The organism is Streptomyces actuosus, assembly GCF_016921115.1.
GTDB classification, from domain to species: Bacteria; Actinomycetota; Actinomycetes; order Streptomycetales; family Streptomycetaceae; genus Streptomyces; species Streptomyces actuosus_A.
In genome coordinates, this window is the sequence record NZ_JAFFZS010000008.1 from 179,908 (window position 1) to 204,070 (window position 24,163).

Annotated in this window: 26 protein-coding genes and 2 pseudogenes; 10 read left to right on the plus strand and 18 right to left on the minus strand. The window is 72.6% G+C overall.

Annotated features, from left to right (window positions below; all coding sequences use genetic code 11):
• Positions 1-34 precede the first annotated feature (34 nt).
• Both JS756_RS13380 and JS756_RS36745 read right to left on the minus strand, forming a co-directional pair.
• A complete protein-coding gene (locus tag JS756_RS13380; protein WP_205383291.1) occupies positions 35-451 on the minus strand; it encodes a hypothetical protein in 417 nt (138 codons plus the stop codon).
• A 9-nt stretch (positions 452-460) separates the two neighbouring features.
• A pseudogene (locus JS756_RS36745) lies at positions 461-772 on the minus strand (hypothetical protein); the annotation flags it as partial.
• Between the two features lie 51 nt (positions 773-823).
• Between JS756_RS36745 and JS756_RS13385 the strand changes: the two are divergent.
• A pseudogene (locus tag JS756_RS13385) lies at positions 824-1,405 on the plus strand (tyrosine-type recombinase/integrase); the annotation flags it as partial.
• Positions 1,406-1,485: 80 nt separating this feature from the next.
• Here the strand turns inward: JS756_RS13385 and JS756_RS13390 are convergent.
• Positions 1,486-2,247, minus strand: coding sequence for a phosphoglyceromutase (locus JS756_RS13390; RefSeq protein WP_205383292.1), 762 nt, complete (start codon positions 2,245-2,247; stop codon positions 1,486-1,488).
• Positions 2,248-2,423: 176 nt separating this feature from the next.
• On the opposite strand from JS756_RS13390, the gene JS756_RS13395 reads away from it, so the two are divergent.
• Positions 2,424-3,698, plus strand: a complete 1,275-nt coding sequence (locus tag JS756_RS13395) for an MDR family MFS transporter (RefSeq protein ID WP_205383293.1) — start codon at positions 2,424-2,426, stop codon at positions 3,696-3,698.
• On the opposite strand, the gene JS756_RS13400 is transcribed toward JS756_RS13395, so the two are convergent.
• Positions 3,673-4,161: a DUF2000 family protein gene (locus JS756_RS13400; protein WP_205383294.1), complete on the minus strand. Its 489-nt coding sequence runs from the start codon at positions 4,159-4,161 to the stop codon at positions 3,673-3,675. The two genes, JS756_RS13395 and JS756_RS13400, sit on opposite strands and share 26 nt — an antisense overlap.
• Here JS756_RS13400 and JS756_RS13405 point away from each other — a divergent pair.
• Positions 4,160-5,032, plus strand: a complete 873-nt coding sequence (locus JS756_RS13405; RefSeq protein WP_205383295.1) for a helix-turn-helix transcriptional regulator — start codon at positions 4,160-4,162, stop codon at positions 5,030-5,032. The genes JS756_RS13400 and JS756_RS13405 overlap by 2 nt on opposite strands.
• 37 nt (positions 5,033-5,069) lie before the next feature.
• On the opposite strand, the gene JS756_RS13410 is transcribed toward JS756_RS13405, so the two are convergent.
• Both JS756_RS13410 and mshA read right to left on the minus strand, forming a co-directional pair.
• Positions 5,070-5,585: a type III secretion system chaperone family protein gene (locus JS756_RS13410; RefSeq protein ID WP_205383296.1), complete on the minus strand. Its 516-nt coding sequence runs from the start codon at positions 5,583-5,585 to the stop codon at positions 5,070-5,072.
• Positions 5,578-6,915 carry a D-inositol-3-phosphate glycosyltransferase gene (gene mshA / locus JS756_RS13415; protein WP_205383297.1) on the minus strand — a complete coding sequence of 446 codons (1,338 nt, stop codon included), beginning with the start codon at positions 6,913-6,915 and terminating at the stop codon, positions 5,578-5,580. Before mshA ends, JS756_RS13410 begins: the two co-directional genes overlap by 8 nt.
• Before the next feature lie 417 nt (positions 6,916-7,332).
• Here mshA and JS756_RS13420 point away from each other — a divergent pair, with 417 nt between their 5' ends.
• The 3 genes from JS756_RS13420 to JS756_RS13430 all read left to right on the plus strand — a co-directional run bounded on the left by JS756_RS13420 (position 7,333) and on the right by JS756_RS13430 (position 11,271).
• The gene (locus JS756_RS13420; RefSeq protein WP_205383298.1) at positions 7,333-8,151 is read left to right on the plus strand and encodes a class I SAM-dependent methyltransferase; all 819 of its coding nucleotides are present in this window, start codon (positions 7,333-7,335) and stop codon (positions 8,149-8,151) included.
• 348 nt (positions 8,152-8,499) lie between these two features.
• The gene (locus JS756_RS13425; RefSeq protein WP_205383299.1) at positions 8,500-9,588 is read left to right on the plus strand and encodes a C40 family peptidase; all 1,089 of its coding nucleotides are present in this window, start codon (positions 8,500-8,502) and stop codon (positions 9,586-9,588) included.
• Positions 9,589-9,963: 375 nt separating this feature from the next.
• The gene (locus JS756_RS13430) at positions 9,964-11,271 is read left to right on the plus strand and encodes a PP2C family protein-serine/threonine phosphatase (RefSeq protein WP_205383300.1); all 1,308 of its coding nucleotides are present in this window, start codon (positions 9,964-9,966) and stop codon (positions 11,269-11,271) included.
• A gap of 45 nt (positions 11,272-11,316) precedes the next feature.
• Here the strand turns inward: JS756_RS13430 and JS756_RS13435 are convergent, their stop codons facing one another.
• The 3 genes from JS756_RS13435 to JS756_RS13445 all read right to left on the minus strand — a co-directional run bounded on the left by JS756_RS13435 (position 11,317) and on the right by JS756_RS13445 (position 12,935).
• Positions 11,317-11,667: a DUF2516 family protein gene (locus JS756_RS13435; RefSeq protein ID WP_205383301.1), complete on the minus strand. Its 351-nt coding sequence runs from the start codon at positions 11,665-11,667 to the stop codon at positions 11,317-11,319.
• A gap of 104 nt (positions 11,668-11,771) precedes the next feature.
• Entirely contained in the window at positions 11,772-12,407 is a 636-nt protein-coding gene (locus JS756_RS13440; protein ID WP_205383302.1) for a hypothetical protein, read from the minus strand.
• Between the two features lie 78 nt (positions 12,408-12,485).
• Entirely contained in the window at positions 12,486-12,935 is a 450-nt protein-coding gene (locus JS756_RS13445; protein ID WP_205383303.1) for a helix-turn-helix domain-containing protein, read from the minus strand.
• Positions 12,936-13,211: 276 nt separating this feature from the next.
• Here JS756_RS13445 and JS756_RS13450 point away from each other — a divergent pair, with 276 nt between their 5' ends.
• The gene (locus tag JS756_RS13450) at positions 13,212-13,553 is read left to right on the plus strand and encodes a hypothetical protein (protein ID WP_205383304.1); all 342 of its coding nucleotides are present in this window, start codon (positions 13,212-13,214) and stop codon (positions 13,551-13,553) included.
• Between the two features lie 218 nt (positions 13,554-13,771).
• Here the strand turns inward: JS756_RS13450 and JS756_RS13455 are convergent, their stop codons facing one another.
• From JS756_RS13455 to JS756_RS13465, 3 genes are all read right to left on the minus strand, one after another.
• The gene (locus JS756_RS13455; protein WP_205383305.1) at positions 13,772-14,494 is read right to left on the minus strand and encodes an HAD family hydrolase; all 723 of its coding nucleotides are present in this window, start codon (positions 14,492-14,494) and stop codon (positions 13,772-13,774) included.
• On the minus strand, positions 14,484-15,872 hold the full coding sequence (locus tag JS756_RS13460; RefSeq protein ID WP_240203694.1) for a phosphotransferase family protein: 1,389 nt from the start codon (positions 15,870-15,872) through the stop codon (positions 14,484-14,486). Before JS756_RS13460 ends, JS756_RS13455 begins: the two co-directional genes overlap by 11 nt.
• A 114-nt stretch (positions 15,873-15,986) precedes the next feature.
• Complete coding sequence (locus tag JS756_RS13465) at positions 15,987-16,793, minus strand: GntR family transcriptional regulator (RefSeq protein ID WP_205383306.1); 807 nt, start codon at positions 16,791-16,793, stop codon at positions 15,987-15,989.
• A 149-nt stretch (positions 16,794-16,942) separates the two neighbouring features.
• Here JS756_RS13465 and JS756_RS13470 point away from each other — a divergent pair, with 149 nt between their 5' ends.
• Positions 16,943-17,191: a hypothetical protein gene (locus tag JS756_RS13470; protein WP_205383307.1), complete on the plus strand. Its 249-nt coding sequence runs from the start codon at positions 16,943-16,945 to the stop codon at positions 17,189-17,191.
• 13 nt (positions 17,192-17,204) lie between these two features.
• On the opposite strand, the gene JS756_RS13475 is transcribed toward JS756_RS13470, so the two are convergent.
• From JS756_RS13475 to JS756_RS13485, 3 genes are read right to left on the minus strand one after another with little or no spacing between them, the layout of a single operon-like run.
• On the minus strand, positions 17,205-17,945 hold the full coding sequence (locus JS756_RS13475) for an HAD hydrolase-like protein (RefSeq protein ID WP_307790587.1): 741 nt from the start codon (positions 17,943-17,945) through the stop codon (positions 17,205-17,207).
• Complete coding sequence (locus JS756_RS13480) at positions 17,942-18,799, minus strand: winged helix-turn-helix domain-containing protein (protein WP_205383308.1); 858 nt, start codon at positions 18,797-18,799, stop codon at positions 17,942-17,944. The genes JS756_RS13475 and JS756_RS13480 overlap by 4 nt, the downstream gene beginning before the upstream one ends.
• A gap of 60 nt (positions 18,800-18,859) precedes the next feature.
• Positions 18,860-19,747: a GntR family transcriptional regulator gene (locus tag JS756_RS13485; protein WP_205383309.1), complete on the minus strand. Its 888-nt coding sequence runs from the start codon at positions 19,745-19,747 to the stop codon at positions 18,860-18,862.
• Positions 19,748-19,909: 162 nt separating this feature from the next.
• Between JS756_RS13485 and JS756_RS13490 the strand changes: the two genes are divergently transcribed.
• Positions 19,910-20,098 carry a hypothetical protein gene (locus JS756_RS13490; RefSeq protein WP_205383310.1) on the plus strand — a complete coding sequence of 63 codons (189 nt, stop codon included), beginning with the start codon at positions 19,910-19,912 and terminating at the stop codon, positions 20,096-20,098.
• A gap of 14 nt (positions 20,099-20,112) precedes the next feature.
• On the opposite strand, the gene JS756_RS13495 is transcribed toward JS756_RS13490, so the two are convergent.
• Positions 20,113-21,033 carry a winged helix-turn-helix domain-containing protein gene (locus JS756_RS13495; protein WP_205383311.1) on the minus strand — a complete coding sequence of 307 codons (921 nt, stop codon included), beginning with the start codon at positions 21,031-21,033 and terminating at the stop codon, positions 20,113-20,115.
• 156 nt (positions 21,034-21,189) lie between these two features.
• Here JS756_RS13495 and JS756_RS13500 point away from each other — a divergent pair, with 156 nt between their 5' ends.
• The gene (locus JS756_RS13500) at positions 21,190-21,375 is read left to right on the plus strand and encodes a hypothetical protein (RefSeq protein WP_205383312.1); all 186 of its coding nucleotides are present in this window, start codon (positions 21,190-21,192) and stop codon (positions 21,373-21,375) included.
• A gap of 140 nt (positions 21,376-21,515) precedes the next feature.
• Here JS756_RS13500 and JS756_RS13505 read toward each other — a convergent pair whose 3' ends face one another.
• Positions 21,516-22,781 (minus strand): GNAT family N-acetyltransferase, encoded by a 1,266-nt coding sequence (locus JS756_RS13505; RefSeq protein WP_205383313.1) that lies wholly within the window; start codon positions 22,779-22,781, stop codon positions 21,516-21,518.
• 453 nt (positions 22,782-23,234) lie between these two features.
• The gene (locus JS756_RS13510) at positions 23,235-24,017 is read right to left on the minus strand and encodes an RsiG family protein (protein ID WP_205383314.1); all 783 of its coding nucleotides are present in this window, start codon (positions 24,015-24,017) and stop codon (positions 23,235-23,237) included.
• Positions 24,018-24,163 lie beyond the last annotated feature (146 nt).

The window sequence follows — 24,163 nt, forward strand, 5'->3', positions numbered from 1 at the left end:
AGCCGGGGCTTAAACCAGTAAAGAAGGTTGTAACTCAGTCGGTCGCGTGGGGCTGTCCGGCCGGGGCAGGTGCTGCCTGCTGCCTCCCGCGGCCGGAGGCTCGGAACTCGTCCAAGAGATCGAAGAACATCTCAAGGGCAGGCTTGCCAGCCTGTTCCGCAGCGCGCTCGATCTCCACTGCCCAGCCCAGAGCGCTGGGGTATCTCATGTCGAGCCGGTCCCACACCCACTGAGCAAACGGTCCTTGGCTACCAGTGGAGAAATCTGAGTTCTCATCGATCCCGTGGACGCCCAGGGCGGCCTGGTATCCGAGCACCATGGATTCCAGGTGCAGCAGCGACCGGCCCCGCACCCACATGCTCTGGCGTAGCCTCACTTCGTCCAGGAAGTCATACACGTCTGTCAGTTCGCCCAGATGCCTGGGTCCTCTCCCGCCCCTCCCTGTGGTCATGCCTGGACCCTAACGGAGGTCAGGACGTCGTGGCAGAGGACCGTCTGCCTCTAGGAGCTTGAACCCGTCAACACAGGCTGGGAGTTCGATGCCCTGTCGGTGCGCGAGCGGCAGAAAGATCACTGGTCGGATGGTCCACGTGATGCGGGTGGTGTCCTGGGTGACGGTGACCGTGCAGGGCTCGGATCGCAGTAGGGCGTGCCGTGTAGCTACGCGACCTTGGTAGAGCCAGGCCCATGCCTGGTCGGAGGCGTCGGGGTCCAGGGCGGGGGAGATCGTGCGGAGTGTGACCGCCACCCATCTGTCTGCCTGGGGTGCCGAGTTGCGCACGGGCGGACGCGGCCGGACGAACACGCCCCTGCCGTGCTCGGAATCCTGGGCGTGGCCGTCGACGCGATCGGCTTCGAGTCGGACACCCTCCACGTGGTCCAGCAGCTCAAGCTGAGTCGCAGCAAGCCTGTCTTCGCCCCGCCGAAGGGTGGCAAGCTCCGGGACGTACCGCTCCCCGGTCCAGTCGCTGACGCCCTGCGGATCCATATAAAGCGGTTCCCGCCGGTCGAGATCACCTTGCCGTGGAAGGTGGCGGACGGGCCTCCGGTGACCAAGCGGCTGGTCTTCACCGGACCGCGCGGCGGGCACGTCTGGCGTACGTCGCTCAACGAGGAGGTGTGGAAGCGCGCCCTCGCCTCGGCCGGCGTGATTCCCGAGCGGAAGCCGGGCGGGTCGTACGCCGGGTCCCGCGAGAACGGCATGCACGCCCTACGCCACTTCTACGCCTCGGTGCTCCTGGAGGCCGGAGAGAACATCAAGGCCCTCGCCGAGTACCTCGGCCACTCCGACCCCGGCCTGACGCTCCGCGTGTACGCGCACCTCATGCCGTCGAGCCAGGAGCGCACGCGCAAGGCGGTCGCCTCCGTCTTCGACACGGCCCAGTCGGCCAGGCCCAGCACCTGACGGCCCAGAGACGGCCCAGAGGCAGCGAAAAGCCCCCTCCCAGCGGAGAAACCGCAGGCAGGGGGCTTGCGCGTGGGCGGCTACTTCTTCTTGCCCTGGTTCTTGACCGCTTCGATGGCTGCCGCGGCCGCCTCCGGGTCCAGGTACGTGCCGCCCGGGGTGACCGGCTTGAAGTCGGCGTCGAGCTCGTAGGACAGGGGGATGCCCGTGGGGATGTTCAGGCCCGCGATGTCGGCGTCGGAGATGCCGTCGAGGTGCTTGACCAGGGCCCGCAGGGAGTTGCCGTGCGCGGCGACGAGGACCGTGCGGCCCGCCAGGAGGTCGGGGACGATGCCGTCGTACCAGTAGGGGAGCATGCGGACCACCACGTCCTGGAGGCACTCCGTGTTCGGGCGCAGCTCCGGCGGGATCGTCGCGTAGCGGGCGTCGTGCGCCTGGGAGTACTCGGCGTCGTCGGCGAGGGGCGGCGGCGGGGTGTCGTAGGAGCGGCGCCACAGCATGAACTGCTCCTCGCCGTACTCGGCGAGGGTCTGGGCCTTGTCCTTGCCCTGGAGGGCGCCGTAGTGGCGCTCGTTCAGGCGCCAGGAGCGGTGGACGGGGATCCAGTGGCGGTCGGCGGACTCCAGCGCGAGCTGGGCGGTGCGGATCGCGCGCTTCTGCAGGGAGGTGTGGACGACGTCGGGGAGCAGGCCGGCGTCCTTGAGCAGCTCGCCGCCGCGCGTCGCCTCCTTCTCGCCCTTCGCGGTCAGGTTGACGTCCACCCAGCCGGTGAACAGGTTCTTCTCGTTCCACTCGCTCTCGCCGTGGCGGAGGAGGATCAGCTTGTACGGTGCGTCGGCCATGCGTATGAGCGTAATCGACGGCCCTGGGCGGTGGTGCGGGCGCTCACAGGGCGGACTCCGCCCCGCGCGCCGGGCCCGGCCCGTTAATCGAGTGGCCTCGGTGAGCTTCCCCTCGTAAGTTGTGCCTGCCGCTTGCGCCACTTACTCACACCGCCACACGCACGGGGGTCCCGCCCATGTCACCCGCCTCCCTCAGACGCACCGCCCGCGAGACCGTCTCCGGTCTCCCCCGGGAGTTCTGGTGGTTGTGGACCAGCACCCTCGTCAACCGGCTGGGGTCCTTCGTCGCCACGTTCATGGCGCTCTACCTCACCCTCGACCGGGGCGCCTCGGCCTCCTACGCCGGTCTCGTGGCCTCTCTCCACGGACTCGGCGGGGTCGTCTCCGCGCTCGGCGGGGGCGTGATGGCCGACCGGCTGGGCCGGCGGCCCACCATGCTCGTCGCCCAGCTGGCGACCGCGGGGTCCGTGGCGCTGCTCGGTCTCGTGCGGGACCCGGTCGCGATCGCCGCCGTCGCGTTCGTCGTCGGTGTGGCCTCCAACGCCTCCCGGCCGGCCGTGCAGGCGATGATGGCGGACATCGTGCGGCCCGAGGACCGGGTGCGGGCGTTCTCGTTGAACTACTGGGCGATCAACCTGGGTTTCGCCGTGTCGTCCATGGCCGCCGGGTTCATCGCCGAGGTCAGCTATCTCGCCGGTTTCCTCATCGAGGCCGGGATGACACTCGTCTGCGCCCTCGTCGTCTTCTTCAGGGTGCCCGAGTCCCGGCCGGTCGCGGAGCACGCCGGGACGGCCGGGGACGACTCCGTGCGGCTGTCCACCGTGCTCGCCGACCGGCGGTTCATGGGCGTCGTCGGGCTGTCGTTCCTCGTCGCGCTGGTCTTCCAGCAGGGTTCGGTGGGCCTGCCCGTCGCGATGGGGTCGGCCGGGTTCACCCCCGCCGACTACGGCTTGGCCGTCGCCGTCAACGGCGTCCTCATCGTCGCTCTGCAGATCCCGGTGACCCGGTTCATCGAGCACCGCGATCCGCGGCGGCTGCTCGTGGTGTCCTCGCTGCTCGCCGGCTACGGCTTCGGACTCACCGCCTTCGCCGGGTCCGTCGGCGCCTTCGCGCTGACCGTCTGCGTGTGGACCCTGGCGGAGATCGTCAACGCGCCCACGCAGACCGGGCTCGTCGTCCGGCTCTCCCCCGCCCGGGGCCGCGGGCGGTATCAGGGCATGTACACCATGTCGTGGTCCGTGGCCGCCCTCGTCGCCCCACTGATGTCCGGCACGGTCATCGACCGGTTCGGCGCCGCCTGGCTGTGGGGGCTCACCGCCGCCGTGGGGACGGTGGCCGGCGTGGGGTACGCGCTGCTCATGCGGCGGCTGCCCGCCGAGGGCGTGGAGGAGGCCGTGCGGGGGCCGCGATCGGACGCCGCGCCCGTCACGGATGCATCCGCGACCCCTTGAGTGCCTTGTCCACCGCGTTCCGCGGGCCGTGCACGGCGAGCCCCACCAGGTCCAGCTCCCCCGTCGGCACGGCCCGCACCGCCGCCCGGTTGTCCCGGTCGTTGCCCGTGCCGAACAGGTCGGAGGTGAACACCGCGCGCGGGAGCGCACGGGAGAGAACGCGCGCGTGCGCCGCCCTCAGCGTCTCCGCGGCGCCCTCCAGGACCAGCACCGGCTGCCGGAACATCGGCAGGTAGCCCACCCCGTCCGCGTCCTCGTACGGCTCCCCGATCACCTCGGGGACCGCCGTACCGAGACCGCTGACCAGGAAGGCGGTGACGTTCAGGCGCTGCCAGGGCTCCAGGTCCGCGCGCAGCAGGACGGCGATCTTCGTCTCGGAGCGGATGCCGGAGCGGGTGGGTTCATCGGTCATGGCGGCAGCCTGCCGGCCGTCGTACGGCAGCGTCTTGTACGTTCTTTGCATGGCCGCCGGGCAGCATGTCGCCGCGTGGCGCCCCCGCGTCCCGGGCGTCACGGAGGTCTTCCACGCCCGCTTCACCGAGTACGCCTATCCGATGCACGTCCACGAGGCGTGGACCCTGCTCATCGTGGACGCCGGGGCCGTGCGGTACGACCTGGACCGGCACGAGCACGGCACCCCGCACGACGCGGTCACGCTGCTGCCGCCGCACGTGCCGCACAACGGCTCGTCCGCCACCGACGGCGGCTTCCGCAAGCGGGTGCTGTACCTGGACGGCCGGCTTCTGCCCGCGACGCTGATCGGGGCAGCCGTCGACCGGCCCGATCTGCGGGACCCGTTGTTGCGGCGCCGGGTGGCGCAGGTGCACGCCGCCCTGACCGGGCCCGGCGAGGAGTTGGAGGCGGAGAGCAGGCTGGCCCTCGTCGGGGAGCGGCTGCGGGAGCATCTGCGCCCGCGGGTCGCCGTCGCGCCTCCGCGGCCCGACCCGGTGCTGGCCCGGCGGCTGCGGGAACTGCTCGACGCGCGGGTCGCCGAGAAGGTCACCCTGGCGGATGCCGCCGCCGTCCTGCGGGCCCATCCCGCCCATCTGGTACGGGCGTTCAGCGGCGCCTACGGCATCGCACCGCACCAGTACCTGACGTCGCGGCGCATCGACCGGGCCCGGCGGCTGCTGCTGGACGGGCTCCCGACGGCCGAGACGGCCGCCGCGACGGGCTTCCACGACCAGGCCCATCTCACCCGCCATTTCCGGCGGCTGGTCGGGGTGACGCCGGGCCGCTACCGGGCCGGCACGCCCCGCGCCCACCGAGCGGGGGACGTCGGGCGGCCGGACAGGAGCGGCAGTGGGACCGGGGACAGCAGCCGGACCGGGTAGGTCGGCCGGACCGGATGGAGGAATCGGACCGGGCGGGTCAGTCGGACGGCCGGGTCAGGTGCCGGAACGCGTCCAGGTTCCGCGTCGGTTCCCCGCGCGCGACCCGCCACGCGTACTCCTTGCGGATCGCGGAGGCGAAACCCAGTTCCAGGAGGGTGTTGAAGGCACCGTCCGCCGCCTCCAGCACCTGTCCCAGCAGGCGGTCGATCTCGTCGGGGGTGACGGAGGCGAGGGGCAGGCGGGCGGTGACGTAGATGTCGCCGAGCCGGTCGACGGCGTAGGAGACGCCGTACAGCTTGAGGTTGCGTTCCAGCAGCCAGCGGTGGACGCCCGGCTCGTTCTCGTCGGGGTGGCGGATGACGAAGGCGTTCAGGGACAGCGAGTGGCGGCCCACGATCAGCTGCACGGTCGTGGACAGTTTGCGGGTGCCGGGCAGTTGGACGACGTAGGTGCCGGGCTGCGGGCTCTCCCACTCCAGTTCGGCGTCCTTCAGGACGTCCTCGATGGTCCGCGCCGCCGACTCGGTCCGGTCGGCCTGTTCGACATCACCCATGGTGGGAGCGTACGCGACGGCGGTGGGCCTGCATCGCGGCCGTGTACACGTCGGCGGTGGCCCCGGCAGCGGTGTCCCAGCCGAAGGAGGTGGCGTGGCGGGCCGCGGCCGCTCCCATGCGGGGCGACATGCCCGGGTCGTCCGCGAACCGGGCCAGCACGCGCGCGTACGCCGCCGGATCGTGGCCCTGGACCAGGACGCCGGTCTCGCCGTCGCGGACCGCGACCGGGAGGCCGCCGACCGCGGCGGCCAGCACGGGCGTGCCGGCGGCCTGGGCCTCTATGGCGACGAGCCCGAAGGACTCGCTGTAGGACGGGACGACGAGGACCGAGGCAGCCCGGAACCAGTCCGCGAGCTGTTCCTGCCCGACGGGCGGGTGGAAGCGGACGACGTCGGCGATGCCGAGGCGCGCGGCGAGCTTCTGCAGCCCCTCCGGCTTGGCGAGGCCGCTGCCGCTGGGTCCGCCGACGACCGGGACGACGATGCGCGGACGCAGGTCGGGGCGTTCGTCCAGCAGGGCGGCGACCGCGCGCAGCAGCACGTCGGGAGCCTTCAGCGGCTGGATGCGTCCGGCGAACAGCGGGATCAGGGCGTCCTGCGGCAGGCCCAGGCGAGCGCGCGCGGCGGCGCGGCCGTCGGCCGGGCGGAAGCGGCCGAGGTTGACGCCCGGGTGCACGACGGCGACCTTGGCGGGGTCGGCGGCGTAGTGCCGTACCAGTTCCTCGGACTCCTCGGCCGTGTTGGCGATCAGCCGGTCCGCCGCGGCGACGATCTGGGTCTCGCCGATGACGCGGGCGGCGGGCTCGGGGGTGTCACCGTCGGCCAGATTGGCGTTCTTGACCTTGGCCATGGTGTGCATGGCGTGCACGAGCGGGACGCCCCAACGCTGGGCGGCGAGCCAGCCGACGTGCCCGGAGAGCCAGTAGTGCGAGTGGACGAGGTCGTAGTGGCCGGGGCGCTGGCCGGCCCAGGCCTGCATCACGCCGTGGGTGAAGGCGCACAGCTGGGCGGGCAGGTCCTCCTTGGCCAGGCCCTCGTAGGGGCCGGCGTCGACGTGGCGGACGAGGACGCCGGGGGACAGTTCGACGACCGGCGGCAGGGCTGCCGTGGTCGCGCGGGTGAAGACCTCGACCTCGATGTTGATCGCGGCGAGGCGCTGCGCGAGCTCGACGATGTATACGTTCATGCCGCCGGCGTCGCCGGTCCCGGGCTGGTGCAGTGGGGAGGTGTGCACCGAGAGCATGGCGACACGGCGCGGGCGGCGGTGCAGCCGGAGCCGTGAAGGGGTTGCCGTAGAGCGACGCCCGAGCCTGCTGACGTAGTGGCTCACGTGGCGGTCCTCCTTACTGCGGGCATGCCGGTCGGAGGGTGTGCGGCACCCTCCTGGGCGGCAACAGCGGAGGGAGTCATTCCCATTCCGGGCAACGGGATTTTTGCCGAGGCGTTACCGAATATCGGTCAACCGTTCGATCGCGGGATGCGTCTCCTGGAGCTCCCCGCCCCGGGCGCCCCCGCGGGGCGCGACACCGGGACCGCACGCCGAGAAGCCGCGCCGGGACCGCACCTCGACGGCCGGACCTCCACGGCGGCACCCCCGCACCACCACCTCCACGACCTCGCCGCCGCGGCCACACCCCGTGGCCCCCGCGGCCCGGCCTCCGCGACCGCGCCCCGAAGGGCCGCGCCTCCAGGGCCGCGCTTCCGGAGGAGGCAGGACCCCCACCCAGGGCCGCATACCCTCGTACCCATGACATCCCGCACCGCCTCCCGCCCCGTGGGCACGGTCACGCGCGGGACGACCAATCCCAACCGGCTGCGCCGCATGGACCGCTGGATCGCGGCGGCGCACGGCGCCGAGTTGCGCCGTGCGGACGACCCCGTGGCCGTCGACCTGGGGTACGGGGCCGCGCCCTGGACCGCTGTGGAACTGCTCGGACGGCTGCGGACCGCGGCGCCACGCGCCCGCGTGGTCGGCATCGAGATCGAGCCGGCGCGGGTCGCGGCGGCCCGACCCTACGAGCGCGAGGGTCTGGTCTTCCGGCACGGCGGCTTCGAGGTGCCGGTAACCGGGCGCCCGGCGCTGATCCGCGCGGCGAACGTCCTGCGGCAGTACGACGAGGAGGCGGTCGCCGCGGTCTGGCAGCGGCTGTGCAGCCGCCTGGCCCCGGCCGGGGACGGCTCCCGCGGCGGACTGCTGGTGGAGGGGACCTGCGACGAGATCGGGCGGCGGCACGTGTGGGTGGCGCTCGGCCCCGAGGGACCCCGCACGGTCACCTTCGCCACCCGCCTCGGCTCGCTGGAACGCCCCTCCGACCTCGCCGAACGGCTGCCGAAGGCGCTGATCCACCGCAATGTCCCCGGCGAGTCCGTCCACGCCTTCCTGCGCGACTTCGACCGCGCCTGGGCGGCCGCGGCCCCCTACGCCTCCTACGGCGCCCGGCAGCGGTGGATCCGGACGGTGCGGGACCTGAGCGCCGACTGGCCGGTGACCGACGGGCCGGCGCGGTGGCGTCAGGGCGAAGTGACGGTGGACTGGACGGCGCTGGCACCGTCGGCCCGCCCCTGACGCTCCGCGAGCCTCTCCGCCCTCGCCGCTGCGAGCGACGCGCCCGCCGTCCGCGCCGGAGACCCCGAGACGCCGCACCCTCGCCCCGAGTCGGCCACCCCCACTCCCCCGCCCCACGATCCACGGTCCGACCCCCGGCCCGGACATCACGACGTCCGCCCTGACCTGCGGGGAACGATCTTCGGGCGTGGTACGTCACAGGGGCGGGGAGACCGCCGGGCCGCGCCGCCCGGGAAGCAGGCGCCACGCCTGCCACCGGAGCACGGCCTCTGTCGCTTTCGGCGCGGACATGGCACGATCCCCCAGGCACCGCATGTTACTGACGGTTAATCAGTTTGGGGGAGACGTATGGGCACGGCCGGCAAGCGCGGCCTGATCGCGGCGGGCATCACCGTGGTCTGCGCGGTCACCGTACTGGCGGCGCCGGGCGCGGCGTTCGCCGCCCCTTCCCCCGTACCGACGCCCTCGGCCACCCCCTCGTCCTCGCCCGCTCCGCCGCCCGGCAGAGACCTGGAGGCCGTGCGCAAGAAGCTCGACGCGCTCTACCACGACGCGGCCCTGGCCACCGACGCCTACAACGCGGCCGAGGAGAAGGCGAAGCGGCAGTCGGCGCAGATCGTCGACCTGGCCCGGAAGATCGTGGCGGGGCAGGAGCGCCTGGACCGGCTGAAGGACCGCGTCGGCGCGGCAGCCCGGCAGCAGTACCGCAGCGGCGGCCTGCCGCCCGGGGCGCAGTTGGTGCTCAGCGACGACCCGCAGCACTTCCTCGACGGCGCGGGCCGTGTCATACAGGGCCAGCGCGCGACCAAGGCGCTGATCGAGGAAACGACGCGCACCCAGCAGGACTTGAAGCAGTACGCCGCGGACGCCTCCGCCCAGTGGCGGAAGCTGGAGGAGAACCGCAAGGCCAAGGACGCCGCCCGGGACAAGATCAAGAAGCAGATCGCCGAGGCGGAGAAGCTCGAATCCCAGCTGGAGCAGCAGGAGAAGGAGCGCCTCGCCGAGTTGGAGCGGCAGGCCGCGCTGAAGGCGCAGACGGCGTGGCTGGACACGGGCGTACTGAAGGACGTCCAGGACAAGGGGTCCGAAAAGGGCACGAAGGCCGTGCAGTACGCCACCGCACAGATGGGCAAGCCGTACGAATGGGGCGCCGAGGGCCCGAAGACGTACGACTGCTCGGGGCTGACGTCGCAGGCCTGGGCGCACGCCGGGCATCCCATCCCGCGCACCTCGCAGGAACAGTGGAAGCAGCTGAAGCACGTCGACGTCGCGGACATGCGCCCCGGGGACCTGGTCATCTACTTCGACGACGCCAGCCATGTGGGCCTGTACATCGGCGACGGAACGATCGTGCACGCCCCGCGCCCCGGGCGGACGGTGACGGTCACGGGGGCGGGCTCGATGCCGATCCTGGGCGTCGTCCGGCCGGACGCGTGACGGGCGGCACACCCCAACCGCACGTCCCTGGTCGGCGGCACAGCGGGGCAGTCCGCCCGTGACCGGCGGCACACCCCAACACCCCGCCCGTGACCGGCGGCACTCCCCAACGGCCCGCCCGTGATCGGGGCCACGTGACCCACTGCACGTCGATCGTCCGTCGGACCCGGCAGGGGCGTGACCTTCGTCATCCCGGTACCGGCGGCGACCCGTCCAACTGCGGTAGCAAATGCGGCATATGACAGGGGCCGGCCTGTCGGTGGGGTGGCTCACGCCATTCCTTTAGGGCGCCGCCACCCGCTAAGGTCCCCGTCGGTGAACCGAGGTCCCTCGGCTCCGCCGTGCCCTCGGGGGGAGGGAAGGAAACCGACGACAATGCCCGTACCCATACCGCGGCCCAGGGCGATCCCGGCCGTGGAGAGTGGTCAGGCGCAGGTCGCCCACCTGGGCGGCCCTTCCAAGGAAGAGACCCCGCGCAAGGAAGCCAAGGTCGACAACAACGCCGCCGCCACCAACCTGACACTGCTGCTGATCGAGGACGATCCCGGCGGCTCCCCGATCGTGCCCGACCTGCTGGACACGACGGGCAAGCCGATCCGTGTCCGCACCGCCCGCAACCTCGTCGAGGCCGAGCGTCTGCTCACCGACGACGTCCACTGCATCCTGCTGGACCTCGCGCTGGCCGCGCCCGGCAGGGCGGAGGGCGGCGAGGACGAGCTGGCCGTGCTGCGGCACGTGCTGGAGCTCGCACCCCGGCACGCCGTCCTCGCGCTGACCGCCTCGGGCGATGCCGAGCGCGGCGCCGAGGCCGTACGCGTCGGCGCCCAGGACTACCTGTTCCGGGACGAGCTGGACGGCTGGCTGCTGAGCCGTGCCATCCGCTACGCCGTCGAGCGGAAACGTTCCGACACGGCCGAGCGGAAGCTGGCCGAGGGCCGGCTGCGCGCGCAGGAGAACCGTCGCCTGGAGCGGGGCCTGCTGCCCACGCCCCTGCTGGACGGCTCCTCGCTGCGGTTCGCCGCCCGCTACCGCCCCGGACGCTCGCGCGCCCTGCTGGGCGGTGACTTCTACGACACCGTCCGCACCCCCGACGGCACGGTGCACGCCATGATCGGCGACGTCTGCGGGCACGGCCCGGACGAGGCCGCCCTCGGCGTGGAACTGCGGATCGCCTGGCGCGCGCTGACGCTCGCCGGGCTGTGCGGCGACGAACTGCTGAACACCCTCCAGCAGGTGCTGGAGCACGAACGCGGCGACGACGAGATCTTCGCGACCCTGTGCACGGTGGACATCGCGCCGGACGGCCGCCGCGCCGGCCTGTGCCTGGCGGGTCACCCCTCCCCGCTGATCGCGCGCCCCGGACGCCGCCCGCGCCTGCTGCCGTACGACAACAACGGCCCCGCCCTCGGCCTGCTGCCGGGCGCCCGGTGGCCGCGGATGCAGGTGGAGCTCGGTGCCGAGTGGAGCCTGATGCTCTACACCGACGGCCTCATCGAGGGCCGGGTCGGGGAGGGCCGGGAGCGGCTGGGCCAGGAGGGCATGGTCGACATGGTCGGCCGGCAGCTGGCCCAGGGGCTGCGCGGTGAGGAACTGCTGCAGGCCGCGGTCAACGAGGTCCGCGAGCTGAACGGCGGCGAGCTGACGGACGACGTGGCCGTGGTCCTGCTGGACCGCGTGGCGTGACGCGGCGCTCCGGGCCCGCTCGGGCCCGGCGGGCGGCGCCGGGGGTCAGCGACCGCCGTTCCACGGGCCGTACGGCCCGTCGCTGCTGGAGCCGCGGCGACCCCAGCCCGTGCCGCCGGACATGCCGCGCAGGGCGGGCCGCACGTCGACCATGTACACGATCGTCGCGATGAGGCCGATGATCAGCAGGAACCACATGCTGGCGAGCGTCACGTTCATGACGTTCACCAGGAAGGACAGGCCGAGGACGACCAGCCAGAACGGCTTGGTCCGCTTGTCCGCCGCCCGGTAGGCGTCCTCCCGGCGGATGGCGGCGTCGATCAGCGCGAACCCGCTGAACACGACCAGCGCCAAGCTCAGCAGGAACATCACCCAGCTGAAACCTGCGATCAGCATTGCCGTCCACCGCCCGTTCTCGAGTCTGCTCTGCCGCCACCGTACCCATTCAACGGGCCGGGCACCCGTGAAGTGCCCGGCCCGCGCGTGGTCCCGCTTCTCCCCTACTGGGCGGGCGGGGTGGTCTTCTTGGCGGTGGTCTTGCGCGCCGCGGGCTTCTTGGCGGGGGCGGTCTTCCTGGCCGGGGACGGCTCGGCCTCGGCGGCGGCCGGCTTCGGCTCCTCCTTCGCCTCGGCCGGCTCGGACTTCGGCTCGACGGCGATCGCCAGCTCCTCGACCTCCTCGGCGACGTCCTCGATGCCCTCGGCCGCCTGGCCGCGCCAGGTCCGCACGGTCTCCTCGCCGTGCTCGGCGACCTTCTCGTAGGTCTCGCGAGCCTTCACGGCGTACTCGGCGGCGACGCCGACGCCGCGCAGGGCGAGGTCCTGGGCGGTCTCGCCGAACTTCTTCAGGTCGGAGTCGAGGGAGCCGATGAACTCCGTGACCCTGGTCTGGAACGTCTCCTGCGTCTCCCGGACGCGGGCACCGGCCTCCTTCGCGCGGGCGGTGGCCTTCTCCTGGACCGCCTTGGGGTCGGTGCCGCGGACCGCCTCGAAACGGGCCGGGGCCTCGGAGCGCAGCTGCTCGACCAGGGCCGGCACCTTCTTGGCCTGCTGGTACGCAAGGTCGGCGGTGCCGGCGGCGAAGTAGAGCGGAGTCGGGTCGCTGAAGGTCTTGCGCAGGTCGTCGGTGATGGCCATGGTGATGGTCCTCCCGGATTCTCTTCGGATGAGGGTTGTGGTGATCCGCAGCCGGCGGCCGGTCTTTCCCTGGTCCGGTCAGCCGGCCGTCTGCTGCGGATCGGCGTCTGTTCCGCCGACCGTGCGGGGGTCGTCTGCGGCGGCCTCGCCCGACGCGCCGTCGTCTCCGTCCGCTGCCGTGAAGCCGTTCTCCTTGCGGAACGACTCGTAGATCTGCAGCAGCACCTGCTTCTGCCGCTCGTTGAGCGAGGGATCGGCGAGGATGACCGCACGGGTCTCGATCTCCCCCCGGTCCCGCTCGGCGTCGAGGATGCCGGCGCGCACGTACAGCGTCTCGGCGGAGATCCGCAGCGCCTTGGCGACCTGCTGGAGCACCTCCGCGCTGGGCTTGCGCAGCCCGCGCTCGATCTGACTCAGGTACGGATTGGACACGCCGGCCGCATCGGCGAGCTGCCTGAGCGACAGCTGCGCACTGCGCCTCTGCTCCCGCAGGTACTCACCGAGACTGCCGACGTTGAGCGATGCCATACCTCCACCTTGCCGGACCCCGCTAACTATTGCAAGCACCTTGCTTGCAGCAGCGCGCGAATGTCGCACACTGCCCTGTACCCGCCTCTCTCCGGCCTCTCCCGCAGCAGCGGTCCCCGGTCGTTCTCCCAAGAACCGGACGGGGACCCGGAGGGGAGTGCCCACGGGTCGGCCGGCCCGGTACGGACAACGACCACTCCTGAGGCGCCCGCGCGGCAGGCCGGCCGAAGGGCGCGGCCGGGACCGGCTGTCAGTGCTGATCGCCATCATGGCGGCATGGCCAACCCGAACCTGACCGCAGGCAGCATCTGGCGGCTCCACCACGGCGACCGCGAGATCGCCCGGCTGTCCGTGACCGGTACCGACATGCCCTGGACTCACGCCGTGGCGGAGACACTTCCCGGGTTCGAAGAGTTCCGCGCCCTCTTCGCCGAGCAGGAACGGGCCGTCGACGAGGAGGACTGGGAGCGGGCCGACGCCTGCTACACCCGGATCCGCAGTGCGCTCACCATGACGTTCCCCGACGGCAGCCCGGTCGCCGAGTTCATGCTGCACCTCCACGACGACGGCACCGCCGGCTGGCGCTGGCACAACGAGCCCTTCGACACGGTGGACTGACGCGCCGGCTCAGCCTCCCCGGACGAGGGATCCGCCCGGTCCTCCTTCGAGCCGGACACCGACGGGTACGTGGCCCGCGCCCTTCGCCGGACGTCGGCAGGGGGAACAACGTGTCAGGTCCCGGTAGCCGGCTCGCTGCCTCCTCCTCGCATCCGGCGTCCCACCGCTCGCCGAGCGGCCCGGAGACCGGAGAAGCAGCAGTCGGGAGCCGGGCCGGCTCAGGCGTTCTCCTCCAGGAGGCCCGCGTAGGAGCGGACCACCAGGGTGGCGCCCGCCCCGCGCAGCCGCGTCTCCTTGTCCGCGTTGCGCCCGTACCCGATGAAACCCACGCCGGCCCGGCGCGCCGCGCCCACGTCCGCCGGGGAGTCGCCGATCATCACGGCGTCGCCGCGGCGCAGGCCCAGGCTGCGCAGGGCCCGGTTGACGACGTCGGGGTGGGGTTTCATCCGGTCGACGTCGCGGGTGCGTCCGTGGACGACGTCGAAGCAGCCCCGCAGCCCGTGCGCCTCCAGGAAGGCGGAGGCGGCCCGTGCGGAGTTGTTGGTCACCACGGCGAGCCGGACCCCCCGTGCGGCCAGCCGGCTGATCAGCCGGGCCGCGTCCGGGGTCGGCTCCGCGCGGCCGGCGGCCAGGATCTCGCCCTCGGTCACCCTGGCCTCCAGCGCGCCGACCAGGCCGTCGTCCCGGCCGAGCCGGCCGGTCCGCACCGCGCGGTGCACGGCCCGCAGGACGACGTGCGGGTCCTTGTCGTCCCGTTCGCCCTCGGTCAGCACGTTCCTGGCCCCGGCTCCGGCCACCAGCAGCCGGAGGGCGTCGGCGACCTCCCGGGAGGAGCCGCGGGGGAACAGCCGGCACAGCGGCCCGTCGAAGTCGAAGAGGACCCCCCGGGCCCCGGCGAGCAGCGTCCGGGCGTCCGTGGGGTCGAGGACGTCAACATCCATGCGGCTCCAGCCTGCCCTTCCGTGCCGGCTCCGGTCCGTCGGCGGCGTCCCCGCCGACGACACCCCGCCGGGCGGCGTCCCGGGGCGAGGGTCCCGGTGCCGGAAGCGGCTCCGGTGCGGCCGACGACTGCGGAGCGGGCCCGGGGCCCGCGGCAGGCCCCCGCAGGGGGGCGGAGCGGGCGGGCAGGCCCTCGGGCCGGTCCGCGTCCCCGCGGGAGCCGCGCGCGCCGGACCACCACCGCGGGGCCGTGCGCGGGTCGCCGCCCGGTCCACCGCCGGGGCGGCGGGCGGTGTCCGCGGCGTGCCACCGGCGCAGCGCGCGGACGACGTCGGCCCCGCCGACCGGTTCGAGCGCGCCGTCGAGGGCGGTCCCTGCCCGCCGCAGGGCGTCACCGATCCGTTCGGCGGCCCGGGCGTAGTCCTCCGTCAGCGCTGCGCGGGGCAGGTCCACGGCGGGCCGCATGACGTCCGGGAAGACGGACTGGACGTACTCGAACCGCAGATAGGCGGTGAGGTCCGGGTCGAGCCCGGCGATCAGCGGCGTGTGCCCGGCCCGCTCCATCGCCTCGGCCCACAGGTCGGTGACGCGTGCGCGCTCGTCGTCGTCGTAGGCCATGCGGACCAGATGGGTGGCCAGGTCGTGCAACGGGTCGCCGTAGAGACTGAGTTCCCAGTCCAGCACCGACAGGCGCTCCCCGTCCGGTGTCCGCGTCACGACCACGTTCGCCCGGTGGACGTCCGTGTGCAGCAGGACGAAGGGCCGGCCGGTCAGGTGCGGCACCGACCGCAGGAAGCGGCGCATGAGGTCGTCCGGGATCCCCAACGCGTCGAACAGTTCCCCGAAGCGTTCCCGGTTGCGCCGGTGCACCCGCTCCTCGGTGAAGCGGGCCAGCCGCTCCAGGAACCCCTGGCTGTCACCGCTCGCGGGCCAGTCGGCCGGCCGCGGCGGCAGCGCGTCGGCCGGTACGGCGGCGAGGCGTGCGAAGAACGCGGCGAGCTCGGCCGCGCGCACCGGCCCGACCGGGCCCTTCGGTGTCTCCTCGGCCAGGACGGTGCCGACGACGTACTCGTGCACCGACCACTGCCCGAGGTCGGCCAGGCAGCGGGGGACGCCGTCGAGTCGGGCGCACACCGCGCTCAGCACCTCGGGCTCCCGCCAGTGGCGGGGCAGGACCTCCACGGTGTCGGAGGGGACGCGGAACTTGGCGCGCACCCGGCCGGACTCCAGGTCCAGAAGGAAGGCCAGGGGCCGGCCGACCGGGAGGATGTGGTTGCTGTTGTGGTGGCCGACGGCCACCTCGCCGCGCCTCCTTCGGCGCAGGCCCGCGAAGAACCGCACGAGCGCTGCGTGGGTCCGGTGGGGCAGGTGGTGCCGCATGGACGGAGACAGTACAGCGCGAGGTGATGCTTCTCACGTTTACGGACGCATTCTTCCGCCATGTGGACACCTCTCCCCCTGGTCCGACGGTGCGTCACCTCGCCCGTCGCCGGGTCAGGCGGAGGCCAGCGGGTCGCCCAGCATGTCCCACTGCGCCTCGAACCAGTGCTTCAGCGCGGCGAACTCCGAGTGCTCGTCCGGGTCGGCCGGGTGGTGGTGCAGCGGCGCCCCCACGCCCATGACGTCCAGGCCCGGGACGGGCGTACGCCCCCTGGGGCCCACCGGCTTGCGCACCGGCAGGTAGTACCCGAGCAGGACGTCGGAGCCGTTCAGCACGTACAGCTTGAAGCCGGGTGTCATCGGCAGTCGGCGTACCTCCAGCGCGGACTCCACGCCGCACTCGCTCAGCTCGGTGTGGCACTGCCGCAGGACGTCCACATGCTCGGCCACCCGCTCCCGCCATCCCCCGAGGCCGCTGTCGTCGTCCGGGTCCAGCGAGCGCGGGTAGTACAGCGGCGCCCTCTCGTCGGGCAGCAGGATCCGCACGCGCACCGTCCGCGGGCGGAACTCCCCGTACTGCACCCGCCCCACCTGTGCCTTGAACAGACCGACGAACGACTCCCCGGTCAAGGCACTGACGTCGAGGGTGACGTGCTCGCGGCCGACGAACAGCTCGTGCAGGAAGCTGTACAGCTGCGGGCGCTCCTGGGGGCCGCCGGACGCCCACGACGGCCGCCGCAGCACCACGGTCTTGCTGCCCTGCCGGGAGCGGATGTACTTCTCCACGGCCAACTTGTCCATCACCCGCTGCAGGGTGTCCTTGGAGCAGTTCAGCTCTCCGGACAGTTCGCTGCGCGTGGGCAGGACGCCGCCGACCGGATAACGGCCCTCGGCGATCCGGCCCAGGATGGCGTCGTACACGCGGCTGAAGGTCCGACCGCCGCTCTCACCGCTGCCCGATGAAGTCACACCCCGAACCTACCGCTTTCCTGACGGGGCGACACCGGGTCGGGTCGCGGTACCGCCCCAATAGGCCTGCCGAGTTAACCGATCTGTCCGACCGGGAACAGATGAGTCAGGAAGACCAGATCAATTGGTCCGATCGGCCGGTGACATCGGGGGGAACCATGAAGGCGTCGGAGTGGTGGGAGTTACTGGCGGGCATCGCGATGACCTGCGTGGAGCAAGGGGCGCAACAGAGATACGGCCTGCTCGCGCCGGTCGCCCTGCTGTCCCTGTCAATTGGCCTGAGATTGGTCAAGGCGAAGCCAGGCGTCACGCTCGTCCTGGCCTTCGTCCTGCTGAACCTCGTGGCCTGACCGGTGTGGCGACTCAGGATCGCCGCACGGCTTCCAGGAGCGGCTCCAGGGAACGCGTGATGCTGTGCTCGGGCACACCCGCCCTTTGCATCTGTTCCGCCGTCGCGTCGTGGCGCGCGTAGCCGACGAACGGCACGCCGGCGCGGACGGCCGCGGTGTGGTCGGAGAGGCTGTCACCGATCATCAGCGAGGTCTCGGGCGCGGCGCCCAGGGCGGTCAGCGCCGTGTTCAGGGTTCTCGGGTGCGGCTTGAGCAGGCTCAGGTCCCGGGTACGGCCGTAGATGTGCGGGTCGAAGCAGCGCAGCAGACCGCGTCCGCGCAGATACGAGGACACCGTCCGGGCCGAGTTGTTGGTCACGATCGCCAGTTGCACCCCCACCGCCACCCAGGTGCGGATCAGGACGTCGGCGTGCGCCGTGGGACGGGCCCGCCGGGCCGCCCTCAACTCGTGTCGGGTGAGCTGCTCCTCTAGTTCGGCGACGAGGTCGCTGCCCGGGTGGCGCTCCGCGATCGAGCTCAGCACGCCGTGCGGGTCCTCGCTGCGGCGTTCGGAGTCGGTGAGCACCCAGCCGAGCCCCCGCTCGTCCAGCCACTCCACCTGCTCCGCGGCGATCCGATCGGCCGGGCACCCGTGGAACAGCAGGCAGATCGGCCCGTCGAAGTCGAACAGCACATGCCGAGCGCCCGCGACCAGTGCCCGAAGGCCCTCGGACTCGCGGGTCACCCGGTGGGCCCGTCCCGTCTCAGCAGTCACCAGGCGAGTGTCTGCCGGGGAGCCATCAAATCCCAGAGGGAGTCCAGGTGTCTCCTCATGTCCTGCACGCACTGCGCGCCCCGTCCGCCCTCCTCCAGACGGAACTCGAACAGGGGCGACTCCGTGCCGTGGGCGTCGAAGATCTCGACCGGTCCCTCGCCGGGCAGATCGCGCGTGTACCGGGCGCTGGTGTACCGGCCCTCCAGGCCCAGCCTGCCGTTGAGCACGTACTGCTTCACCGTCGGCGAGCACGGCAGCGGCCGGAAGTCCGCGACGGCGTCGATGCCGTGATCGCGCCGGAGGCTGCGGATCTGGACCTCGATGACCGCCTTCTGGCTCCTGATCTGGTCCCTGAGTGCCTGCTGGACCCGGTCGGTCAGGTCGGTCCGGGACACGGGCGTGGGATAGAGCAGCAGGGCGTCCGGGCCCGGCAGCAGGCAGCGCACCTCGACCGACGCGGGGCGCACCTTCCCGGCCGCGACCATCCGGTGCATGTCGATCAGCGCCCACATGAGGGTCTCGGCCGTGAAGCACACCGCGTCGATCCGCACCGCCGACTCCTGGAACGCCTCCTCCAGGTACGAGGTCAGCACCACCCGGGCGTCCTGGCCCGGCTGCCGCTGCGCCGGGAGGTCGGCCACCCGGGGCGGGCTGCCCTTGGTGACGTGGGTGAGCAGTCCGTCCTGCTGAAGGGCGCGCAGGGCCTGGCGGACGGCGCCGCGCTCGACACCGAACTCACCCGCCAGCTCGGCCTGGGTGGGCAGACGGTCGCCCTTCTTGAGCTCACCGGCGCGGATGCGGGCGCGCAGGGCGTCGGCGATCTCCTGGGGCGAGTGTCGGGTGCTGCCGTTCACGGCGTTCTCCTGGTTCGTCACCGGGACGGTCGTGGTGTCGGCGGCCGTCCGGTGCACCGGTCAGCCGAGGTTCAGGTCTGTGGTGATGGTTTCCCACAGGGCGTCGAACCACTTCTGGGACTCCTCGACGAACCGTGCGTCCCGGCCGGCGTCCTGGGCGAACGGGAAGAGCAGGGACTCGGCACCGAGCACGTCGTACAGCTCCGTCGTCGCCCCCGTGGCGGCCGTCCCGGGGTCGACGTACTCGCTGCGCCGCCCGATCATGTAGTACGCGAACAGTGCCTCGGTGCCGTTGAGCAGGTACAGCTTCACCGGCGGGGTGAACGGCAACGCGCGGAAGGTGACCCGCACGTCGATGCCGTGCGAGGAGCGCAGCGCCAGCAGGTTGTGCCGCAGCACCTGGCCGTGCGCGTTGCGCATCTGCAGCCAGCGCCGGTGGACGGCGTCGTCGTCGCCCTGCACGGGGGTGGGGAAGGCCAGGGAGATGTCCCGCGAGGGCAGCAGGATGCGGGCCTCGACGGACTCCGGCCGGAGTGTGCCCTGGTGGATCAGGCGCATGGGCTCCCCCAGGCCGATCATGAGCGACTCCGCCGTCAGGCAGACGGCGTCGATCGTGACCCGCCGGGCGGCGAACGCCTCGGTCAGCCGCGGCGCCAGGCCCACCAGCGTCGACTGCGGCTGCTCGCCGGCCGGCGTCGGCTCCGCGATACGCGGCGGGCTGCCCTTGCTGATGTTGGTCAGCAGACCGTCCTCCTGGAGGGCGCGCAGGGCTTGGCGGACGGTGCCGCGCTCGACACCGAACTCACCCGCCAACTCGGCCTGGGTGGGCAGGCGGTCGCCGGCCTTGAGTTCGCCGACGCGGATGCGTTCGCGCAGGATGTCGGCGATCTCCTGGGGCGTGCGCCGGGTGCTGCCGTTCACTGCCACGTTCTCCTGAGTCACGACCAAACGCTACAACTCTGACCTATCTCCAGGGAGTTGTTTGAAACCTGTTTATGAGATGCGGCCAAGTGGGGACAACCTCGTTAGAGATATTCCGAGTTGGTTGCCAACTCAGCCAAGTTGGCAACCAGAAGGAGGAAGATCCACCGACTGAAGGGGGAAACCCACATGCCTGCCCTCGCCCTCCTCTCCGCCGTCCTCGTCGTCACCTTCGAACAGGCCGTCCGATGGAAGTACGGCCCGATGGGCATCGTCGGACTGCTGCTCCTCACCATCGGCCTGAAGGCCAAGAGCCCCGCCGTCAGCTCTCTGGGGGCGGTCGTCCTCGCGCTGCTGGTCACCGGCCCCGCGCTCTAGCCGGGCCCGGCCGGTCACGACAGCTGCAGGTCCGAGCTGATCGTCTCCCACAGCCCGTCGAACCACAGCCCCGCCTGCTCCACGAACCTGGCGTCCCGCAGCACCGGGCCCCGCGCGAAGGCGAAGAGCATCGACCGGGTGCCCTCCGCGTCGTACAGCCGGAGCTCCTCCTGGTCGATCTCCGTCCGGTGCTGCCGCAGCGTGTAGTAGGCGAACAGCGCCTCGGTGCCGTTGAGCAGGTACAGCTTCACCGGCGGGGTGAACGGCAACGCGCGGAAGGTGACCCGCACGTCGATGCCGTGCGAGGAGCGCAGCGCCAGCAGGTTGTGCCGCAGCACCTGGCCCTGGGCGTTGCGCTGCGCCAGCCAGCGTCTGTGGAGCCGCCCGTCGGCCCCGGGGTCCACCGGCGCCGGGAAGGCGAGTTCGATGTCCCGCGACGGCAGCAGGACCCTGACGTCGACCTTGGCCGGTTTCCGTTCCCCGGCGTGGATGCGGCGCAGCGGTTCGCCGATCGCCAGGGTGAGGGAGACCGCTGTCAGGCACAGGGCGTCGATCTCGACGTGCGGGGCCGCGAAGGCCTCGGCGATGCGCGGGGCCAGAGCCACGGTCGTCGGCTGCGGCGGGACGCCGGGGCCGGCGGGCATCCTGCCCGCGCCCGCTTCGCGGGCGACGACGGCGGGGGCACCCTTGGAAACGTCGCTCAGCAGGTGCTCGGACTGCAGGATGCGCAGCGCCTGGCGCACGGCGCCGCGCTCCACCCCGAACTCTTCGGCCAGCCTGGCCTGCGTGGGCATGCGCTGGCCGGGCCGCAGGCGCCCCGAGAGGATCCGGGCGCGCAGTTCGTCGGCGACCTCGCGATGGGTCGGCTGTGACCGCCGTGGCCTCTGGGGCCGGTTCCGTCCATTGGCGGAGGCGTGTTCCGGGTCCACAGCCAAACGGTACAACTTCCCGCCATCTTGCGGCAGTTCTGTGAAAGGTGGTTATGAGCCGCTTCCAAGCGGAGATAACCACTGTGAAGTTGGTCGCCAACTTCGACAACATGGTCGAGATTCCGAAAGGTTGGCTGCCGACTCAACCGAAGGGGGACCGCCATGCCACTCGTCGCCATCGCCCTCGCCGCCCTGGCCGTCGGATTCGAGCAACTCGTCCAGTGGAGGTTCGGCCCGTTGGGCATCGTCGCCCTCGTGGCCCTGACCATCGGTGTGAAGGCGAAGAACGCCATGATCGGCGGCGTCGGCGCGGTCGTCCTCGTGATGCTGCTGGCCCAGTCCGGCTGACGGGGCTCCCTTCCGGAGGGGAGCCGGGAGCCCGGTCGGCCGGAACCACTACGACCACAACGACAACCCAACAGCCCGCTGCCCGGCCTGCTACGGACCGGCAGCGGGCAGCGGACCCCGTCACCGGCGGAAGGAGCACCTCAGAACATGTCCGGGCACCATGGTCGCCTGGACGTACGCAGCAGGGCGTCGGCCACCCGGACGGCGCCCGCTCGTTCTTCCCGCACCCGGCCCAGAACGGCCAGCCGTTCGGCCGACTCGTCGCCGAGCCACAGCCGCGCCAGATCGCTCACGTCGAGCGTCAGATCGGCGCTGCGGGAGGTCGGCGTGCAGGACGCCCCGTCCGGCGCGACGTCCAGCAGATAGCGCCCGCCGGCGAGCCCCGCGGCGTCCGCCACCTCCAGCACCAGCTCGCCCGCAGACGGGTAGCTGCGGGCCTCCATCGCCCGTGCGACGTCCAGCAGCCGCAGCCACAGCCAGTCGGCCTGCGTGGTGAGCCGCGCCGCCCGCGGGTCCGGCAGGAGCAGCGGCAGCACGTCGTCCGGGGAGCGCCAGCCGCTCTTGACCCGCACCACCCAGTCGATGGAGCACAGGTAGTACCACAGGGCGCGTTCGGCGGCCGGTGTCACGGTCATCAACCCGAGCACCGTCGCCGTGTTCAGCGGCTGCTTGGCGTCGCCCCAGGTGTCGTCGCACCGGTACGCCACCATCCCCTCGACCTCGCCGTCGGCCGAGCGGTACACGCCGTAGCAGGGCTCCCTCCACCGATCGGCGTGGAAGCGCACGGCGCCGGTGTTCACCTGCCACCACAGCTCGTCCCGGCTCACCGCACCGGGCTGGCCGCGGCGCAACCGCTCGTGCAGCTCCGGGCCGAGCTTGCGGACGTCCTCGGCGTCCACGAGGTCGACCCGGCCGCCGTCCTCCGGCATCGCCGGCCCGCGCGGGCCGAAGCCGGCGCGCGGCACGTCGATCGTCCACTCGTTCGTCGTGGTCGCCGGGCCGAAGCCGAACCGGCCGTAGATCGGGTACTCGGCGGCGATCAGCGACGCGACGACGTCGCCGCGCTCCCTGGCCGCCGTCAGGTCGCTGCCCATCATCCGGGTGAGCAGGCCGCGGCGGCGGTGCGTGGGGGTGACGGTGACGCTCGTGATCGCGTCGGCGGCCACCGGCGTGCCGCCGACGGCGGTCACCTCCTGGGGGAACGAGCGGAACGTCGCCACGCATCGTCCGCGGTCGAACGCGCCGAGCAGCCTGCCCGACGCGAGGTTCCTCCGGCGGACCTCCAGGATCTCCGGGGGGAGGGTCGGCTCCAGCAGGAATCCGGTGTTCAGTGCGCGCTGCCAGTCGGCGAACTCGTCCTCGGCGATCGGGCGGACGTCGATGTCGTGCGGGACGGGGTGGCTCATGAGGGCACGGTAGGCATGCGGGGGCGGCGGCGTCGCGCGGATTTCTCGTGCGGCGAGGTCGCCGTGCCCGCCGGGCTCCTCCACAGGCCTGTGGAGGAGCCCGGCGGGAGGCTGCGGCGGGCGAGTACCCCGTCCGTGGGCGCGGGCGGTCGCATCGTGGCCGGGCGGGGTGTGCCCTCGGGCCGGAGGCCGGTCGCGTCGCCGGGGCGTGCGGTTGCTTCGCCGGGAGGCGTGGTGCGGTGCGCACACGGCCGGCGGTGCAGCGCGTCCGGCGGTGACGTGCCCGGCGGTCGGGGCGCGCCGGCCCCCGTCGGAACCGGCGCCCCCCGGGACCGGCCGGGCCGCCCGGGGCCCACCGCCGTGGCGTTCCCCCGGGCGGGCGGAAGAGGCCGTTGCGCGGGCACCGGGCCGGCCGCGGGCCCGCACGGTACGGACGTCGACGGGCCCGCCGGGTCACACCAGCAGGTCGTCGACCTGTGCCTCCCCCTCGCGGTAACGGCGCCCGATCTCCGCGGAGCAGTCGTCCGCGGTCCGCTGCATCCGCTGCCGGCGCCGGGAGACGTGCCGCTCGTACCGGACGAGGCGGCCCATCGCCTCGCTCAGCTCCGGGTCGGTCCGGGCGGCCAGGTCGGACAGTTCGACGTCGGACAGCATCTCGGCCGCCAGCCGCCGGTACTCCTCACCGTGCGGGGTGCTCAGCGTGACGTGCCGGGCGGAGGAGCGGTGCCGGGCCGGGGCGTCGGCGAGGACGCCCGGCAGCCACTCCACGACCGAGCCCACGGCACCGGCCGGCCTCCCGGAACCCGGGGCCCCCGCGGAGACCGGGGCGCCCCCGGACCGTGCCGCGCCCGACGGGCCCGCGGAGCCCTCCGCACCTCCCGAGCGTGCGCGGGGCACCTTGGCGGTGGGGCCCGCCGGGGCGGCGGTCGCCGCGGCCGCCTCACCGACGGCCACCACGGCCGTCGGGCCGCGCCGCGCGAGTTCGGCCCGCAGGATGTCGATCCGCCCCTGGAGGAGCCGCCGTACGTAGCTGAGGTCGGCCTCGTCGCGCCGGGCGTCCCGGCGCACGGTCCGCAGCTCGTGCAGGCTCAGGGCGGCCAGGTCGCGCTCGGGCAGCCCCGCGGGCAGAGGTGGGCTGTCGGTGCGCTGCGCGGGCGGCCGGAGGTCGGCTGCCCGGTGCCCCGCACGGGTCAGCTGGACAGCCCCAGGGGGCTGCCCGGTACTCGATGTGCTCATGTGCCTCTACCGTCCCCTCGACCGGTGCTGGGCAGCATCGTGCCACCCCAAGTGGCCGCTATGTGACCGAGTGCCCCCGAACGGCCGCACATGGGCGGTTAGGCGCCGAAAAATGGCTCGTTACGGGCGCGGTCCGGTCGCCCGGC